This window comes from Oceanobacillus iheyensis HTE831 (genome assembly GCF_000011245.1).
Classification (GTDB): Bacteria; Bacillota; Bacilli; order Bacillales; family Amphibacillaceae; genus Oceanobacillus; species Oceanobacillus iheyensis.
This window is the reverse complement of the sequence record NC_004193.1, coordinates 1,923,220-1,941,260: the sequence shown is the minus strand read 5'-3', so window position 1 is coordinate 1,941,260 and position 18,041 is coordinate 1,923,220. Positions and strand designations below refer to the sequence as shown.

At 34.0% G+C, this 18,041-nt stretch carries 20 protein-coding genes and 1 riboswitch; of the genes, 14 read left to right on the top strand and 6 right to left on the bottom strand.

What is annotated here, in order from left to right:
• Positions 1 to 7: 7 nt before the first annotated feature.
• Together comGB and comGA are read right to left on the bottom strand one after the other, a co-directional pair.
• Complete coding sequence (gene comGB, locus OB_RS09815; RefSeq protein ID WP_011066306.1) at positions 8 to 1,048, bottom strand: competence type IV pilus assembly protein ComGB; 1,041 nt, start codon at positions 1,046 to 1,048, stop codon at positions 8 to 10.
• Positions 1,011 to 2,018 carry a competence type IV pilus ATPase ComGA gene (gene comGA, locus OB_RS09810; protein ID WP_011066305.1) on the bottom strand — a complete coding sequence of 336 codons (1,008 nt, stop codon included), beginning with the start codon at positions 2,016 to 2,018 and terminating at the stop codon, positions 1,011 to 1,013. Before comGA ends, comGB begins: the two co-directional genes overlap by 38 nt.
• A gap of 140 nt (positions 2,019 to 2,158) precedes the next feature.
• Between comGA and OB_RS09805 the strand changes: the two genes are divergently transcribed.
• The gene (locus OB_RS09805; RefSeq protein ID WP_011066304.1) at positions 2,159 to 2,344 is read left to right on the top strand and encodes a YqzE family protein; all 186 of its coding nucleotides are present in this window, start codon (positions 2,159 to 2,161) and stop codon (positions 2,342 to 2,344) included.
• Between the two features lie 13 nt (positions 2,345 to 2,357).
• Here OB_RS09805 and OB_RS09800 read toward each other — a convergent pair whose 3' ends face one another.
• Positions 2,358 to 3,140, bottom strand: a complete 783-nt coding sequence (locus OB_RS09800) for a YqhG family protein (protein WP_011066303.1) — start codon at positions 3,138 to 3,140, stop codon at positions 2,358 to 2,360.
• Complete coding sequence (locus OB_RS09795; protein ID WP_011066302.1) at positions 3,127 to 4,797, bottom strand: DEAD/DEAH box helicase; 1,671 nt, start codon at positions 4,795 to 4,797, stop codon at positions 3,127 to 3,129. The genes OB_RS09800 and OB_RS09795 overlap by 14 nt, the downstream gene beginning before the upstream one ends.
• Before the next feature lie 138 nt (positions 4,798 to 4,935).
• Positions 4,936 to 5,027, top strand: a riboswitch (glycine riboswitch).
• A 171-nt stretch (positions 5,028 to 5,198) separates the two neighbouring features.
• On the opposite strand from OB_RS09795, the gene gcvT reads away from it, so the two are divergent.
• The 3 genes from gcvT to gcvPB are packed head-to-tail and all read left to right on the top strand — an operon-like array spanning position 5,199 to position 9,126.
• Entirely contained in the window at positions 5,199 to 6,314 is a 1,116-nt protein-coding gene (gcvT, locus tag OB_RS09790; protein WP_173338115.1) for a glycine cleavage system aminomethyltransferase GcvT, read from the top strand.
• Between the two features lie 12 nt (positions 6,315 to 6,326).
• Positions 6,327 to 7,676 (top strand): aminomethyl-transferring glycine dehydrogenase subunit GcvPA, encoded by a 1,350-nt coding sequence (gcvPA, locus tag OB_RS09785; RefSeq protein WP_011066300.1) that lies wholly within the window; start codon positions 6,327 to 6,329, stop codon positions 7,674 to 7,676.
• Entirely contained in the window at positions 7,669 to 9,126 is a 1,458-nt protein-coding gene (gene gcvPB, locus OB_RS09780; RefSeq protein ID WP_011066299.1) for an aminomethyl-transferring glycine dehydrogenase subunit GcvPB, read from the top strand. The genes gcvPA and gcvPB overlap by 8 nt, the downstream gene beginning before the upstream one ends.
• 96 nt (positions 9,127 to 9,222) lie before the next feature.
• On the opposite strand, the gene OB_RS09775 is transcribed toward gcvPB, so the two are convergent.
• Positions 9,223 to 9,597, bottom strand: coding sequence for a rhodanese-like domain-containing protein (locus OB_RS09775; protein WP_011066298.1), 375 nt, complete (start codon positions 9,595 to 9,597; stop codon positions 9,223 to 9,225).
• Between the two features lie 440 nt (positions 9,598 to 10,037).
• Here OB_RS09775 and mntR point away from each other — a divergent pair, with 440 nt between their 5' ends.
• Both mntR and OB_RS09765 read left to right on the top strand, forming a co-directional pair.
• Positions 10,038 to 10,481 carry a transcriptional regulator MntR gene (gene mntR, locus OB_RS09770; RefSeq protein WP_011066297.1) on the top strand — a complete coding sequence of 148 codons (444 nt, stop codon included), beginning with the start codon at positions 10,038 to 10,040 and terminating at the stop codon, positions 10,479 to 10,481.
• A 272-nt stretch (positions 10,482 to 10,753) separates the two neighbouring features.
• The gene (locus OB_RS09765; protein ID WP_011066296.1) at positions 10,754 to 11,644 is read left to right on the top strand and encodes a patatin-like phospholipase family protein; all 891 of its coding nucleotides are present in this window, start codon (positions 10,754 to 10,756) and stop codon (positions 11,642 to 11,644) included.
• A 19-nt stretch (positions 11,645 to 11,663) separates the two neighbouring features.
• Here the strand turns inward: OB_RS09765 and OB_RS09760 are convergent, their stop codons facing one another.
• Positions 11,664 to 12,023 carry an SA1362 family protein gene (locus OB_RS09760; RefSeq protein WP_011066295.1) on the bottom strand — a complete coding sequence of 120 codons (360 nt, stop codon included), beginning with the start codon at positions 12,021 to 12,023 and terminating at the stop codon, positions 11,664 to 11,666.
• Positions 12,024 to 12,320: 297 nt separating this feature from the next.
• On the opposite strand from OB_RS09760, the gene OB_RS09755 reads away from it, so the two are divergent.
• The 8 genes from OB_RS09755 (at position 12,321) to spoIIIAE (ending at position 18,031) form a co-directional block, all read left to right on the top strand.
• A complete protein-coding gene (locus OB_RS09755) occupies positions 12,321 to 12,842 on the top strand; it encodes a YqhR family membrane protein (protein ID WP_011066294.1) in 522 nt (173 codons plus the stop codon).
• Between the two features lie 78 nt (positions 12,843 to 12,920).
• On the top strand, positions 12,921 to 13,982 hold the full coding sequence (locus OB_RS09750) for a M24 family metallopeptidase (protein WP_011066293.1): 1,062 nt from the start codon (positions 12,921 to 12,923) through the stop codon (positions 13,980 to 13,982).
• A gap of 25 nt (positions 13,983 to 14,007) precedes the next feature.
• The gene (gene efp / locus OB_RS09745) at positions 14,008 to 14,565 is read left to right on the top strand and encodes an elongation factor P (protein ID WP_011066292.1); all 558 of its coding nucleotides are present in this window, start codon (positions 14,008 to 14,010) and stop codon (positions 14,563 to 14,565) included.
• Between the two features lie 165 nt (positions 14,566 to 14,730).
• Positions 14,731 to 15,714: a stage III sporulation protein AA gene (spoIIIAA, locus tag OB_RS09740; protein WP_011066291.1), complete on the top strand. Its 984-nt coding sequence runs from the start codon at positions 14,731 to 14,733 to the stop codon at positions 15,712 to 15,714.
• Positions 15,659 to 16,171: a stage III sporulation protein SpoIIIAB gene (gene spoIIIAB / locus OB_RS09735; RefSeq protein ID WP_011066290.1), complete on the top strand. Its 513-nt coding sequence runs from the start codon at positions 15,659 to 15,661 to the stop codon at positions 16,169 to 16,171. The genes spoIIIAA and spoIIIAB overlap by 56 nt, the downstream gene beginning before the upstream one ends.
• Before the next feature lie 43 nt (positions 16,172 to 16,214).
• Positions 16,215 to 16,415, top strand: a complete 201-nt coding sequence (gene spoIIIAC / locus OB_RS09730) for a stage III sporulation protein AC (protein WP_011066289.1) — start codon at positions 16,215 to 16,217, stop codon at positions 16,413 to 16,415.
• An 11-nt stretch (positions 16,416 to 16,426) separates the two neighbouring features.
• The gene (gene spoIIIAD / locus OB_RS09725; RefSeq protein ID WP_011066288.1) at positions 16,427 to 16,819 is read left to right on the top strand and encodes a stage III sporulation protein AD; all 393 of its coding nucleotides are present in this window, start codon (positions 16,427 to 16,429) and stop codon (positions 16,817 to 16,819) included.
• Positions 16,820 to 16,852: 33 nt separating this feature from the next.
• Positions 16,853 to 18,031, top strand: coding sequence for a stage III sporulation protein AE (gene spoIIIAE / locus OB_RS09720; protein WP_011066287.1), 1,179 nt, complete (start codon positions 16,853 to 16,855; stop codon positions 18,029 to 18,031).
• The last annotated feature ends 10 nt before the right edge of the window (positions 18,032 to 18,041 follow it).

Sequence of the window (18,041 nt, the reverse complement as noted above, 5' to 3'; positions counted from 1 at the left end):
CTACTCCTTAAATTGAATTCATTATGTCAAACATTGGAGAGAGCACACTAATATAAATGAATATAATAAAAGCTCCCACGATAATAAAAAAAATGGGTTGGATATACGTTATCACCTTATTTAACTGGTGGTACAAATCTTCTATAGATAATTCTGCAAACACGTGTAAATCCTTCGCAAGTGTATTTGCATCAACTCTATTTGACATTATTGCTTTTAATTGTTTTTCGATAAAAACAAAAGAGGTAAAAAGACTCTCTAATGATTTCCCCCTTGCTAATTGTAAATGCATCTGTTTTGAATAATAAATAACAATCGGTAGTTTATCTTGATTAGCCATGTAGGATAGTAATGTATTAAATGACATACCAGTTTGAAGAAGCGAGCTTAACTGGGTAGCAAAATGAAAGGATGTTTGTTTTCTATAGTAACTAGAGAGTATGGGGATTCTAGAAAGAAATTTTATTTTCAGGTCAGTAGATATTCGTTTTTTGTATACCGACCAAAATATAAATAATAATAAGATAAGAATTATCACAATGAGAATAAAATAACTAAACCATTGTAATACGAAAAATGTCAATTGAATTGCAGGTGAAAGGTCGCTCACAAAAAGAAATTGAAAGGATGGAAGTACTTGATTATATACAAAATATAATATAATAGTGAAAGTAATAATCAGAATAAGTGGATATCGTATTACTTGTTGAAAACGTTTCTGGTAGTTTATTCGATTTTGATATAGATGTACACTTTGCTTGATTCGATTCTCTAAATTACCATTATTCCTTACCACATAAAGATGTGTAACAATAGAATCGTGAAAGTGAACCTTTTCAAGAGATTCATCTAAATGTAACCCATTCTTAAGGTCATGTTTTATCCTATCAGCGATATGTTTATATTCAGCATAGAAAGAAAGGGTATCGAGTGATTCAGAAATGGTTAATCCTTTCGATAACATTCTGCTTAAAATTTGTAAAAAACGAAGTTGGTTACTAGAAGATAGCTTATGTGGTCGGATAATCATCTTTAGAGATAAAGCCATATGCAAAAGCCTTCTTTCTTAGATATTCAAATGTAAAACGGTATTCAAGTTGTTTCCGTTGATTGTATATTACCTCTGTTAACTGTTCTCCTTCTAATAATTCCATAATTGCAGCTCTTCTTTGTTTGCCTCTACATTGAATTGGTAGTAGCTGGATTGCTCCAATTGCTAATAGACTTTGCTCTAGATCAATATCTTTCAAGCCCATTTCTTTTAGGCGAAAAATAGTTCCTATAGCATTTTTTGCATGTAAAGTACTGAAAACGAGGTGTCCTGTTAAAGCAGCTTCAAGGGCAAATTGTGCTGTTTTACGATCACGAATTTCTCCCACCATTATTATATCGGGATCATGTCGAAGGGCTGCTTTTAGTCCTGTGTGGTAGGAAATGCCAGCTTTCTCATTAATTTGAATTTGTAATACATTGTCCATCTTTTTTTCAATTGGATCTTCTAGTGTGATAGTTTGACATGAATTTTCGGCAAGCATGGACTCTAATAGAGCGTATAAAGTGGTTGATTTTCCACTTCCAGTTGGTCCTGTTAGTAAAATGATACCTGCTTGATTTGATAACCATTCTTTTTTTATGTGACGGATTTGATTTGGAAAAAGAAATAATTTCTTCTCTATTTGATGAGATTGTTGTGGATGGATTCGAATAGCAATACTTTCTAGTAAATGATGGGGGAGGGTAGAGATACGTAAAGAATAAGTGTTCGATTTTTCTGTCCAGATTATTGTACCATGCTGGGGAATTCTGGACTCGCCGATATCCATACCAGAAATAAACTTATAATAAGTAATTAATAATCGATATTGATTTGAAGAAATCTTTCGATGAAGGGTACGTCTTCCGTGAATACGAAAATAGATTTCCGTTTGTGTTGGATAAGGATAAAAGTGTATGTCTGAAGATTGTAATGAGACTGCAGAATGGATGAGGGAGTCAGAAAGTTTTTTTACTTCATTCATTCATCTACCTCCTTTCTGAGAATTTCTGACTATAATATACTTCTACATATCGCGTGAATATCCTGCCTGAATTTGAAAATATTTTGAATAATGGTTTATGTTTTTGCTAAAACTATTTAGTAAATAAAGGCGGTGTATTTATGAAAGGGAATGATTATTTACGGTACATGACCGAACAAGTAGTAACTTATTTAGATTTACCTAAAGAAGAAAAGCGGAAAAGAAAGAAGAGGTATAAAAGAACAAATAAAGTATATCAAAGTCGATGGTTTGGTGTTTTGCCATTTACATTTAAATTATGGTATAAAAAAAGAAATGGAAAATGACCCATTTCTTTTTTTATTGTATGGAGGTATTATTTAAATAAAAGATACCGCCGTTAATAACCGTAATCTGAATCGTTGGTTGATATCGTTTTTTTAAATCTTCTAATTCTTGCTTGTAACGTTTATGTTCTAGATCGTCTTCATAAAAATGTGTAAGCGTCTTTTTTTCTTCTTTCCAAACTTCGAAAGAATCTTTTGCCCAATCATGATCTTGATTTTCAATATATGTGGCTACTGTATCTTGAATACGTTTAAAACCACTCTGCAGTTTAATTATGGGTGACATTGTAAAACAATAGTCGGAAATCGATTTTTCTAATGGTATTTTCTGAAGTTTATCCATTGCGTCTACAATCATCCGGCCATTTACTAATTGTAACCCCATCGATAATATCTCATCTTTATTGTATCTTCCGCTATAACTAACTTTGATATTGGTAATTAACCACGGATATAAAGGAGTTTTTTCCGTTGTATGTATTACCTCGAATAATTTTGTCAGACGTTCACCTTGTTTTAATTTATTCAATATTTGATGTAGGCGAGGGCTGCCGAAATGAATCCATTCGCCTTGTTCGTCTTTCCTATCAAGATTAGTTATCATTGACAACTTCATAGGCTCACCTTGACGACCTATCTTTTTTATATAATGCCAATAAAATGGTCGGTTCATGAGTTCTCGATCCATTTCTTCGGTTAACTGAATGACCATTTTGCCATCTGAATTTTCCTCAATTGAACAGTTCTTTGTTTCAAAATAATCACTTAGAAAAGTATTTAAATCATGGATTGCCATACTTTTGCTCCTTTTCCATTTGGTTATCTGATGGATTCGCTTGTTCTATGATAGAGGTTAAATTGTCTAATTTAATTCGAACTTCTCCACTAGAACTTGACTCATTATAAATAGATTCCATTTCAGATTCTAAACTTTTTACATTTAATTCAGCTAATATAGCATCTAAATTACCAATTACATTCTGGAATAAATCAATCTTTTCATACAATAAAGAAAGCATATGTTCTTCTATCGTATTTTTAATAACTAAATTATAAATTTGTACGTCTTTTTCTTGGCCAAATCGATGAATCCTTCCTATTCTTTGCTCTAGACGCATTGGATTCCAGGGTAAATCATAATTAATCATATTATGACAAAATTGAAGATTAATCCCTTCTCCTCCAGCTTCCGTAGCTATTAGTACCTGCGCATGATCTCGAAACAACTGTTTCATCCAATCTTTTTTTCCGCGTTTAAATCCACCTCGGAATGGAACGGAAGTAATCCCGTGTTGTTGTAAAAACCACTGTAAATAATATTGAGTAGCTCTGTATTCGGTAAACACGATAACTTTTTCATCACCTAAAGATTGAATTAACTTGACCATTTGTTCCGCTTTTATATGTTGTTCTAATGATTCTAAATCAGATATTATTTGTTTTAATGGATGTTCTTCATCTTCTATATCTTTTACGAATTTTACTAACGACATATAGCATGCTTCACGAGAAGAACAAAATTCACGTAAGTAGGTAATCTTTGAAAATGAGGACATTCCAAATGAGAGTTGAACTAACTGATCGTATATTTGTTGGAATTCCTTTGTAAAGTCCATCCACACGGTCTCTATTTTTCTTTTAGAAGGCTGTAAAGCTGTCTCTTTTCGCGTATTTCGTATCATCACTTTTTGAACAAGTTGTTTTAAGTAAGGATCTTGTTCCATTCTTTTTCTGTCTTTCCCGTATTTTTCAGTAAACGTTTGATAGTTTCCTAAATGTCCTGGCTTTAGTATACTGATTAAATTAAATAACTCGAGTAATTTATTTTGAACTGGTGTAGCAGTAAGTAATAGACAATATTTCTTCTTTAGTTCTCGAACGAATTGATAGTTTTTTGTTTTTTCATTTTTTAACTTATGTGCTTCATCTATGATGATTAAATCATAATCAATATCTAGGATTTCCTCACTGTTTGGAGATCGTTTTGCGGTATCAATAGAGGAAATAATTACATGATTATCTACCCAGCTATAGTTTTTACGATGTGCTATAGCCGGGATAAAAAATTTGTCATTTAATTCTTTTTCCCATTGGTTTACTAAAGAAGCAGGTACAAGAATTAATACTTTTGATACTAGTCCTCTTACCATATATTCTTTTAAAATTAGACCAGCTTCAATTGTCTTGCCTAATCCCACTTCATCAGCAAGGATAGCTCTACCATCCATTTCTTCGATAACTTGTTCAGCAGCTTCTCGTTGGTGATCCAATATTTGAAGATGCGATAAATGATTTACAGATCGAAGTCCTTTAAATGAAGGACTCATCGTTTGTTTTTCTGCTTCATACGCCATAGAGAAGAGTTTCCAGCTTGTTAGATTTTCCTCTCGTTGCATCGCTTCATCCAGGTCGATGATAAATTGTTCGTCTTTGTTGACTTGGATAGAATCCATATGTTTTCCCCTTTTCTTGGTAATAAAATTTGGTTTTTTCTATAAAATCTGCAGTATTTGTGTTATAATCCAAGTGAAAATAGATTTTCCTTTATTTTGGTACTTAGTATAACCAAAATATACATATTTCATCAGCGGAAGATTACAAGGGGAGAGTTTACAACGAATAGTAACGCCGAAGGAGCAAGTGAAGAGCGAATCTCTCAGGCCAAAAAGACTCTTGTATGACGCAACTCTGGAGAGTGTTTACGAAGGTAAACCACCCACGAAGCAAATATTTGTTCTTTTTTGAAGAATGAATATGCAACTTTCTGGTATAAGGACAGAGATTTCTTCACTATGGAGGAGTCTCTATTTTTATGCGCTTTTCTTTCATCAAACTAAAATTAGGAGTGGATGGAATGAGTGAACAAAAACGTACACCAATTTTCACAGAGTATGCATCTCATGGTGCGAAAACGATTGATTTTGGAGGATGGGATTTACCTGTACAATTCTCTAGTATTAAACATGAACATGAAGTAACAAGAACCAAAGCAGGTCTTTTTGACGTATCTCATATGGGAGAAATTTCAGTGAAAGGGCCAAAAAGTGAATCTTTTTTGCAATACGTATTAACAAATGACATTTCTAAATTGGAACCAGGTAAAGCACAATATACGATTATGTGTTATGAAGATGGTGGTACTGTAGATGATTTAATTGTTTACAAATTAGACGATGAAGATTATTTGTTAGTAGTAAATGCTGCAAACACGGAAAAAGATGCAAATTGGATAAAACAGAAAAATACGTATTCAAACGATGAGATTGTTATTGAAGATGTATCTAATCAGTATGTTCAGCTTGCAATACAAGGACCTAAAGCTGTAGAGATTTTACAGAAATGTACAGATGAAAATGTACAAGAAATTAAATTTTTTAGATTTAAGAACAATGTAGCTTTAAAAGGAATAGAAGCTAAGGCACTTATTTCACGCACTGGATATACCGGTGAAGATGGTTTCGAAATATATATCGACGCTTCCTCAGGAGTAGCATTGTGGAAATTGCTTTTAGAAAAAGGAGAAGCAAATGGACTTGAGCCAATAGGATTAGGGGCTCGAGATACTTTACGATTTGAAGCTAATTTAGCATTATATGGTCAGGAATTATCAAAAGATATTTCCCCAATAGAAGCTGGATTAGGCTTCGCAGTAAAAGTTAATAAAGGACCGGATTTTATCGGGAAAGAAGTATTAAAGAACCAAGTGGAAAATGGGACTGATCGTAAGTTAGTAGGAATTGAAATGATTGATAAAGGTATTCCACGTCATGAATATGAGGTATTAAAAGATAATAAAGAAATTGGATTTATAACTTCTGGAACCCAATCTCCGACTCTAAACAAGAATGTTGGGTTAGCTTTAATTAATATTTCGTATACAGAAATAGGCACTGAAGTTGATGTGAAAGTTCGAAAACGTATATTGAAGGCTAAAATAGTTCCGACACCGTTTTATAAACGGGGAAGATAAGGGGGAGAACCAATGGAATTTCGTTACCTACCAATGACTAATCAAGATAAGCAGGAAATGCTTGATGCAATTGGAATTAAATCCACAGAAGAACTTTTTTCTGACATTCCAGAGCATGTACGATTTAAGGGTGAGATGAATCTAAAAGCACCGATAAGTGAGTATGAACTAACAAAAGAGTTAACAGAGCTTGCTAGTCGCAATATTCATACAAAAGAATATACATCTTTTTTAGGAGCAGGTGTTTACGATCATTACATACCTTCTGTAGTTGATCATGTAATTTCTCGCTCAGAATTTTATACGGCTTATACCCCATATCAACCAGAAATATCACAAGGGGAATTACAGGCAATCTTTGAATTCCAAACAATGATATCCGAATTAACAGGATTACCGGTTGCAAACTCTTCTATGTACGATGGAGGAACAGCTTTAGCAGAAGCAGTCAATCTTAGTGCTGCTCATACAAAAAGAAAAAAAGTACTCGTATCAAAAGCGGTTCATCCAGAATATCGTGCTGTAATTGATTCTTACACAAGAGGCCAATCCATTGATATAGTGGAAATCGATACTGTAAATGGAGTCACTGATTTAGCTCAATTAGATCAAGCAATCGATGAGACGATTGCTGGTGTAGTTGTTCAATATCCTAACTTTTTTGGACAATTAGAGCCAATGAAAAAAATCGAACAATTACTTGAAAATCACCAGAAAACCATGTTAATTGTCTCTAGTAATCCCTTAGCTCTTGGATATTTAACCCCTCCTGGAGAATTTGGGGCAGATATTGTGACAGGTGATACACAAGTATTCGGTATCCCGGCACAATTTGGTGGTCCTCACTGTGGATATTTTGCAACTTCAAAAAAACTAATGCGTAAAGTTCCAGGGAGACTTGTAGGAGAGACAGTTGATGAAGAGGGAACAAGAGGTTATGTATTAACTTTACAAGCTCGAGAACAACATATACGAAGAGATAAAGCAACATCTAATATTTGTTCAAATCAAGCTCTGAATGCATTAGCTAGTTCGGTTGCAATGAGTTCGATTGGTAAGCATGGATTACGTAAATTAGCCAGTGTAAATATGCAAAAAGCAAGATATGCTAGAAAAAAACTGCTTGAAGCTGGCGTTGAGCTTGCATTTGACGGATCATTCTTTAATGAGTTTGTAATAAAAGTTCCAGGTTCTGTCTCAAAAATAAATAAGCAATTATTAGATAAAGGTATTATTGCTGGTTATGATCTAGCAAAAGACGATAAGTCACTAGAGGGTTATATGTTAATTGCAGTAACAGAGGTACGAACAAAGCAAGAAATCGATCAATTTGTGAAAGAATTGGGGGATATTCATGTCTAATAAAAATTTTCCTTTAATATTTGAAAGAAGTAAAGAAGGTAGAACCAGTTATAGTTTACCAGAGTTAGATGTGGAGTCATTTGATTTAGAAGCGGAATTAGGTTCGGAATATGTGAGACAGACTCCTCCAGAACTTCCAGAAGTAAGTGAACTTGATATAATACGTCATTACACAGGGCTATCAAATCGTAACTATGGCGTTGATTCCGGATTCTATCCACTAGGTTCATGTACGATGAAATATAATCCGAAGATAAATGAAGATATCGCTAGATTAGATGGATTTAGTCATATCCATCCGTATCAAGATGTCAGCACTGTACAAGGTGCAATGGCAATGATGTTTGATCTTCAAGAATCTCTAAAAGAAATAACTGGCATGCACGAAGTCTCCCTGCAGTCTGCTGCTGGAGCACAAGGGGAATGGACTGCACTAATGATGATTCGAGCATTTCATGAGTCTAGAGGAGACTATGGACGAACGAAGGTTATTGTTCCAGATTCTGCTCATGGAACAAATCCAGCTTCTGCAGCAGTTGCTGGATTTGAAGCTGTTACGGTTAAATCTAATCAAGAAGGTTTAGTAGATTTAGATGATTTGAGACAGGTAGTAGGAGAAGATACAGCTGCCTTAATGTTAACAAACCCTAATACATTAGGATTGTTTGAAAAAGATATCTTGACGATGGCTGAAATAGTCCATGAAGCAGGCGGTAAGTTATATTATGATGGAGCTAATCTGAATGCAATCATGGGATATGTTCGTCCAGGAGACATGGGTTTTGATGCAGTTCACTTAAACCTTCATAAGACATTTACCGGCCCGCATGGTGGTGGAGGGCCTGGATCAGGTCCAGTTGGTGTTAGCGAAGAACTTGCTGCATTTTTACCGAAACCATTGATTGTGAAAAAGAATGATGGTTATGATTTTGATGAAAATAGACCTCAATCTATTGGAAGAGTTAAACCATTCTATGGGAATTTTGGCATAAACTTACGTGCGTATACGTATATTCGGACGATGGGAGCAGAAGGTCTTAAAAAGGTCAGTGAATATGCTGTGTTAAATGCAAATTACATGATGCGACAGTTGGAAGATGTATTTGAACTTCCTTACCCACAACATTGCAAACATGAATTTGTATTATCAGGTAGTAAGCAAAAGAAACTTGGAGTTAGAACATTAGATATGGCAAAACGATTATTAGACTTTGGTTATCATCCACCTACAATCTACTTCCCGTTGAATGTAGAAGAAGGATTGATGGTAGAACCAACTGAAACAGAATCTAAAGAAACATTAGATGGATTTATTGATACGATGCGCACAATAGCAAAAGAAGTTGAAGAAAACCCTGAAATAGTTCAGGAAGCTCCTCATCAGACAATTGTAAAGCGTATGGATGAAACAAGGGCTGCTAGAAAACCCGTTCTTAGATATCATCCATAAGCAATCTATACTATTAGTAAAATAAAATTTAGGTTCGAATAGAAAAGACAAAAACCGAACAACATCACATGATGGTTCGGTTTTTATCTTTTTATGTTATTTTTTTGTTTTAATTTTGCCTGTCCATTTTTTAAATCCACCTTTAAGCTGGTAGATTTCTTTATAGCCTTTCTTATGGAGCAATTGAGCAGCTCTTGCTGAACGTGAGCTACCTTGGCAATATAGATAAATTGGTTTATCTTTACGCATTTCTATAAGTCGTTGTTTCATCTGAGTCATGGGAATATTTCTTGCTCCTAAAATATGACCTTTATCAAATTCTTGAGGCTCTCTAACATCAATTAATTGTGCTTTTCGATACCCTTCGCGAAATTGATCTTCGGTTAATACTTTTAAATAATTCTTTTGTCTATAATATCGGAATAGACTCACCGCTAGTAAAACGACTAATGCAATAATTATAATTTCCATTCTAGGTCCCCCGTAATTCTAAGTCTACATTATCATTATATGGGTAGAGCGCCTATTTTTCAAAGTTTTTATTTGAAAGCAAAGAATTTTGACTATATGTTGTTCTTATACAGACAAGACTAGTTTTGTTGGAGGTTTACAGGAGCTAAAGGGCATCCTGATAGATACTTATACACGAAGTCTCTACAAATCTTTTTCGTGTAGAATTTTCCATATTTTTCTTACGTTTATCCTATCGTTTATTTGTTTTTAGAGAAAAGCCTCATGGTATTAACCGACATCACAGGAGCAAAAATTGGTGCGCATTCGCTATAATTGCACTACAGTTTCTCGAATAAAAACTTGAGTCTGAACGAACAATCATGTATGCTCATAGTATAGATTAGAAAAAATGTTGCCTGTGATAAAAATTATTTATATCTATTTAAGGAGCGCGTTTTATGCCTACACCTAGTATGGAAGATTACATTGAAATAATATATAATTTAATTGAATCAAAAGGATATGCTCGTGTATCAGCAATTGCAGAGGCGTTGGATGTTCATCCTTCATCTGTAACAAAGATGGTACAAAAACTAGATAAAGATCAATACCTTGATTATGAAAAGTATCGTGGTTTTGTATTAACTTCAAAAGGTAAAAAAATTGGAGAACGTTTAGTATTTCGTCACGAATTACTAGAAGAATTTCTAGAAATAATCGGTGTGAATGACGAAAATATATATGACGATGTTGAAGGGATTGAACATCATTTGAGTTGGAATTCAATTGATCGAATTGGAGATCTTGTAAATTATTTTAAAGACGATGATTCGCGAGTAAAGGATTTAAAAAAAGTTATTAAAGAAAGTGATCAGCAAGTAAACGAGACAGCAGAAAAATAAAAGCGAGAGCCGAACTTTTAGTGGATAGTTCGGTTTTTTTGTTGTGTAAGAGAAATTAAATCTGTTTCATCTGGATAACAAAGATCTGTAGATATCTTGTGCGATGCAATATTTTGTGAATTAAGAATGTTACTCGTACTAAGGTGAAAGTTATTAATGATACAGCAAGTTTTTAAAATCACTTTCAAAAATATTATACTTTAAATTGTGTTTTGGAATAACTCTTACTGTTTGTGCTTATATATGAAATAACAACAGTATGGAGAGATGTTATGATTATTGATGGTGTTTTTTCTGGAGGAGGAGTAAAGGCTTTTGCGTATGTAGGTGTCTTAGAAACCTTTAAGGAACATCATATTGAATTAGAACGAGTTGCAGGTACATCTGCTGGTGCGATTATCGCTGCAATGATTGCAGCAAAGTATTCCAGTGAAGAAATTAAAGAGCTTGTAAGCGAATTGGATCTTTCAGCACTTGCAGATCCTCCTTTGCTTACAAAGTTTTTTCCATTGTCGAAATGGCTATTCCTTTATTTCCAGCTTGGAATTAATAAAGGAGATAAACTTGAAGAATGGTTGATAGAAATTTTAGAACGTAAACATATTAAAACCTTCTCTGATATTAAGGAAGGCTATTTAAAAGTTGTTGTAAGTGATTTATCTTTAGGGAAATTAGTAGTGATTCCTGATGATTTAGAACGAGTATATGGAATAAAACCAGAATATTTCCCAGTCTCAAAAGCTGTCCGTATGAGTGCGGGTTTTCCGTATTTCTTTATGCCTAAAAAAGTACCGGGAAGGTATAAGCAAAAAAGTATTGTTGTCGATGGTGGGTTACTTAGTAACTTTCCACTTTGGATTTTTGATCAACCTTCTTTTAAACCTCTTCGGCCATTAATAGGGGTAAAATTAACGGAAATAACCCAAGAAATTGGACCGAGAAGGATTGATAATGCGATAGACATGTTTCAAGCACTCTTTTCAACAATGAAACAAGCGCATGATTCTAGATATATATCTACAAACGATAAGAAAAATATTATCTTTGTACCTATTGAAGGTACAGCCACTATGAATTTCTCATTATCAGAAGAGGCGAGGGATAGGTTAATTTTATCAGGAAAAGATAGTACAGAAAAATTTTTGAAAAAATGGCAAGGGTAAAGCTAAGAAAAAGAACCGCTCAGTAAGATGCGCGGTTCTTTTTCTTAGCTTTATTGCCTTCGATTACACGTAGATGACTTGATTTTTTTGTTCGTTTCTTCTTGTTCGTAGGCTTTTTGGGTATAGAAGAGGTAGAATTATATTTTGTCTTTGATTGTTTTACAGCTTGTTTATATTTTTTTCGATCTTCTGTATTTGTTGGGGATTGACGTTTGACAAAAAAGTAATAGAGTAATCCAAAAATGGCAGCCCCAATTAAAAAGGTGACGAATATTCTAGAAAGAAATGAAATTGTATTTCCAAATAGTTGCGAAAAAAGACCAACAGCAGCTAATCCAATTATAATATACACCAATATTGCCATAGATTTATTTTTCATATATACCCCTCCTCATCAATTTATATTTGTAGGATATTTATCAAGTTGGGCAAAATCTATCCTTTACATCCCTCATCTTAATGGAGATTATTTAAAAGATTACCTACCTTAATGATATACCAATTTCCAATATTTGAACATGATTTGTATTATCCATCTCAACTGTATTTTTATTATATTCTTCCCTTTATATCAATATTTATGCAATTATAAATTGGGTTTGTAGTTAAGAATATTTATATAATATGTGATAGTTCATCATCTATTGGCAATACTAATCGATGGAGGTGTAACTAGATGAGTTCTACAAAACAAAAACAAAATCAGTCCAATCAAAGTGTGGACCGGGTCACAATACTAACTAGATCGCTAACAACTGGATTTGTCGGTGGTATTCTCTGGAGCTTTGTAGCTAGTCTATTTTACTTTTTTAATTTCATGGAGGTATCACCTAAATCATTTTTATTAACTTCTTGGGTCAACGCGGGTTGGACAGATAAATGGTTGGGAAATTTTTTTACAGTTATTATAGCTGGTATAGTATCTGTAGTTTTTGCATTTCTTTACTATGTTTTGTTAAAGAAAGTCTTTTCATTATGGGTGAGTATCCTATTTGGAATTGCTGTATGGGCAATCGTTTTCTTTGTATTTCAACCACTTTTTCCAAATGTACCGCACATAACTGAATTATCATTAAATACATGGGTTACTACAATATGTGTGTTTATTTTATATGGCACTTTTGTGGGTTATTCTATATCTTATAATTATGAAGACTGGCAAAAAGCGAATCAACCCCAATCAGAAAGCTCCCAATAATTATTCAAACTATTGATTTTGTGTTAAACTAAAATACAAAAATAGATAGTTTTCTGACTATATGGGAGGATGAGAGATTTGACTAAAATACAACAATTACGTAGTCGTATGGAAGAACATAATGTTGATGCTATTATAATTAGTAGTCCGTATAATAGACGCTATATTACAGGTTTTACTGGGAGCGCCGGTGCTGCTTTGATAACTGGGGATAAAGCAGTATTTATTACTGATTTTAGATATACCGAACAAGCTTCTGCTCAAGCCTCAGATTTTGATATTGTAGAACATAAAGGTGGCATAGCAAAGGAAGTTAGTAAATTAATTAGTGAAAATAATATAACCAGATTAGGGTTTGAAAAGGATTATACAACATACGCAGAATATTTATCTTATCAAGAATCTTTTTCTGCTGAATTAGTTCCCTTTAATGGATGGATTGAAGAATTACGCATGATTAAAACACCAGAAGAATTAGAAGTGATGAAAAAAGCAGCAGAAATTGCCGATGATGCGTTTGCCCATATTCAGAATTATATTAAACCTGGAGTACCTGAAATTGAGATTTCCAATGAATTAGAATTCTTTATGCGTCGTAAAGGAGCAACTTCCTCAAGTTTCGATACTATCGTAGCATCCGGGCACAGATCTGCTTTACCACATGGTGTTGCGTCTGATAAAAAAATCCAATCTGGTGAGCTTGTTACTTTAGATTATGGTGCTCTATATAATGGGTATTGTTCCGACATTACCCGAACGGTTGCAGTAGGTGAAATTTCTGTCGAACTTAAGCAAATATATGATATAGTATTAGAGGCGAACCTTCGTGGAGTAAAAGGTACGAAACCAGGAATCTCTGGTATAGAAGCTGACAGTCTCACAAGAGATTATATTACGGAGAAAGGTTATGGTGAACAGTTTGGACATTCTACAGGACATGGACTTGGATTAGAGGTTCATGAAGGTCCTGGATTATCTTTTCGTTCTGATATAATTTTGAAACCTGGAATGGTAGTAACCGTAGAACCAGGAATATATGTACAAGGACTTGGAGGTTGTCGTATCGAGGATGATATCGTGATCACTGATACAGGAAACGAGCGATTAACTTTTGCTCCAAAAGAATTGATTCAGCTTTAAAACCCATACATAGGGAGGAACAAAAATGATTTCAGTAAATGATTTTAAAACAGGGCTTACAGTTGAAGTAGACAATGATATCTGGCAAGTAATTGAATTTCAACACGTAAAGCCAGGTAAGGGTGCTGCTTTTGTAAGATCTAAATTACGTAATTTACGAAGTGGCAATATTCAAGAAAAAACGTTCCGTGCAGGTGAAAAAGTTTCCAAAGCACATATTGAAAATCGCAAAATGCAATACTTATATGCTTCTGGGGATGCACATGCATTTATGGATACGAATACGTATGATCAAATAGAAATACAAGGCAAACAAATCCAAGAACAATTAAAATTTATTAAAGAGAATATGGAAGTATCTATCGTCAGCTATGAGAATGAGATTTTAGGAGTAGACTTACCGAATAATGTTGAACTTACTGTAACGGAAACAGAACCTGGCATTAAAGGTGATACGGCGAGCGGCGGATCTAAACCAGCGACGCTTGAAACAGGATTGATTGTTCAAGTTCCATTCTTTATTAACGAGGGTGATGTATTAGTTATTAATACATCCGACGGTAAATACGTATCTAGAGCGTAACAACGTAGCACTTAATATACTTCATCCAAAAGCCTTAAAAAGTCACTTAGACTTTTTAAGGCTTTTTTATTTTCTAGGAAATAACAAGGTTCTCTCCTAATGGTCATAATATCTCTTCTATCACATACATTTAGTATAAAGATTATGTAGAGATGAGGAAATATTATGGACAAGATCTTACGACTCTTCCCAATACATTTACAACAACGTATTAAAGAAAAAATTATCCATAATGAAGAAAAACTTCAAGAGATTAGAATTCGAATAGGCAGACCTATCGAATTAATATTTGATAAAGAAGCAATATGGCTTAAAGATACAATACCTCAAAAAAATGATGGGAATTATTTATTAAATCAAATAAGTGAATACTCTCTTTATCGTATGGAAGATGAACTGCGGTCAGGATATATCACCATTGAAGGTGGACATCGGGTTGGAATTGCAGGGAGGGTAAACACTTCTGGAAAAGATGTCAAAGCATTACAACATATATCTTGTTTTAATATTCGTATAGCAAAGGAAAAACGGAATGCAGCAATAGATGTGTTCGCTTATATAAACTACAATAATTACTACTTTAATACCATGGTTATTGGTCCACCTCAATCTGGAAAAACAACGATTATTCGTGACTTAACAAGGATGATTGCAACGATAGATCAACCGATGAATAGGTCAAAAAAGGTAGGAATAGTGGATGAGAGGTCTGAGATAGCTGCCTCGTTACAGGGGATTCCTCAACATGATGTTGGAACGCGCACGGATATTATGGATGCTTGTCCAAAAGCTGAAGGAATGATGATGCTTGTCCGTTCGATGTCACCAGATATAATTGTTGTCGATGAAATTGGAACCGATCATGATGTGGAGGCATTATTAGAAGCGATTCATACTGGTGTAACCATTATTTGCACCGCCCATGCCAATCAATGGGATGATTTAAACAAGAGACCGTCCATGAAAAGGTTGATCGAACAACAGGTATTTGAACGATATGTTTTATTAGGAAAAGGACCAGACATAGGTAAGATACAAAAAGTCTATGATTCAGCTGGTGATGAAATTAAATTGTCAAAGAGGAGTCCTATACATGAAGTGGATTGGAGCACTGCTTTTAATCGGGACAGCAACCACCATCGGGTTTGAATGGAGTAATCGTCTAAAGCAACGACCGAAACATATACGACAGGTAATTAATGCTTTACAAGTATTGGAAGCAGAAATGGTATATAGCCAAGTTTCGTTACAAGCAGCTTTTTTAATTATTGCCCAAAAAAGTCCTGACCCAATACGATTGTTTTTTCAAGGTATGGCTGAACAGATGGATAGAATACCATTTGATTTTGATCAAATATGGCAGGAACAAGTAAGTCAATTACTGATAAATTCTGCATTACAATCCAGTGAGGAAGAAATCTTACTTCAATTTGGAAAATCGTTAGGTCAACACGATATTGAACAACAACAAAAGCATATCCATCTGACAAAAGTATATTTAGAAAATCAGCTGACTGAAGCACAAGATGCCTATCAACATTATGGAAAGTTATCTAAAACACTAGGGGTTCTATGTGGACTATTTTTAGTGTTGCTATTTATTTAAGTGTTGAATATATCTCGATGGGTGGGAAGAAAGGGGTAAATGCATGTTTTTAGACGCAACGATACTATTCCAAATTGCAGGAATTGGAATAATAGTAGCACTCATTCATACAATCTTGAAACAAATGGGGAAAGAAGAAATTGCTCAGTTTGCGACACTAATTGGGTTTATTATTGTTCTTGTTATTGTCGTAAATGGATTATCAGATTTATTCCAACAAATTAAATCGGTATTTTTATTCTAAGGAGCTCTCTCATGGATATTCTTCAAATTGTATTATTAGGTGTCGTGGCAGCAATTCTTTATATCTTATTAAAAGAGGTCAATAAATCACTTGCTTTCTTCTTAATTTTAATTACAGGTATCATTATATTTTTTTCAGTAATTCAACAAATTCAACTTATTTTCGAAACAATTCGCACCTTAGGAAATCAGGCGAATATTCAAACGCTTTACCTAAATACGATTTTAAAAATAATTGGCATTTCATATATTGCTGAAATAGGATCACATCTAACAAAAGATGCAGGACTAGATTCAGTCTCAAAGTATATTGAACTAGCAGGAAAGATATTTATTTTGTTATTAGCAGTTCCAATCATAACTACAGTTATTGAAGCAATAGTTGGCTTTTTACCGAACGTCTAAAAACATCAATCCTGAAGGGAGCAATTGAAGTGAATGAAGTGTTCAACAGTAATTCGAGTAATTCTCTTTACTATATTGTTTACGTTTATTGGACAAGCACCTACATTTGCTGAACCAATCCCAACTATCGAATTAAAGGATGCACTACTAGATGAAATATCAATAGAGGGGGTTCAAACTTATTGGGAGGAAATTGTCGATGAATATGGACAGGCAATACCAGATTTAGAAAAGACAAGCTTTTATGATTTTATAAAAAATATAAATTCATTCTCTATTAAAGATATCCTTAGTCAATTTCTGCATTACCTATTTCATGAGTTAATTCTAAATGGAAAATTATTAGGAAGTTTGCTCATGCTCACTTTATTTGCAGTTGTATTGCAATCGATGCAATCTGCTTTTGAAAAGACGACTGTTAGTCGAGTGGCCTATTTTGTAATATTTTTAGTATTAATCTTTCTTGTTTTGAATAGTTTTTATTTAGCGACCTCCTATACAAAAGAGGCAATAGACACCATGAAAGGATTTATGATTGCCTTACTACCACTTGTTTTAGGAATGATGGCTAGTTTTGGAAATGTGGTTTCCATATCTTTCTTTCACCCTATCATTATTTTTCTAATTAATTTTAGTGGCGTGTTTATTTCGGTATTTGTTTTGCCGCTATTATTCTTGTCAGCAATGCTAGTTATTATTAGTGGTTTAAATGAAAATTACAAAGTAACGCATTTAGCAAACCTGTTTAAATCTGTAGCGCTAGGTACACTTGGGGTGTTTCTCACTATATTTTTAGGGGTTATATCCGTTCAAGGAACTGCATCAGCAATTCAGGATGGCGTTGCAATGAAAACTGCAAAATTTGTTACCGGTAATTTTATACCCGTTGTTGGTCGGACATTTACCGACGCAGCGGATACAATTTTGAGTGCATCGTTAATTTTAAAAAATGCATTAGGGATCGCTGGGCTGGTAGTTATTTTATTTATTGTTGCATTCCCCGCAATAAAAGTTGCGGCTATAGCGTTAATATATAAGATTGCAGCTGCAGTATTACAACCAATCGGCGGAGGTCCAATTGTACAAGCATTGAATACAATCAGTACGTATATCCTGTACATTCTTGCCTGTTTATTAGCCGTATCACTTATGTTTCTCTTGGCAATTGTAATTATTGTTGCGGCAAGTAACCTTACCATACTCTTACGATAGGGAGATAGAA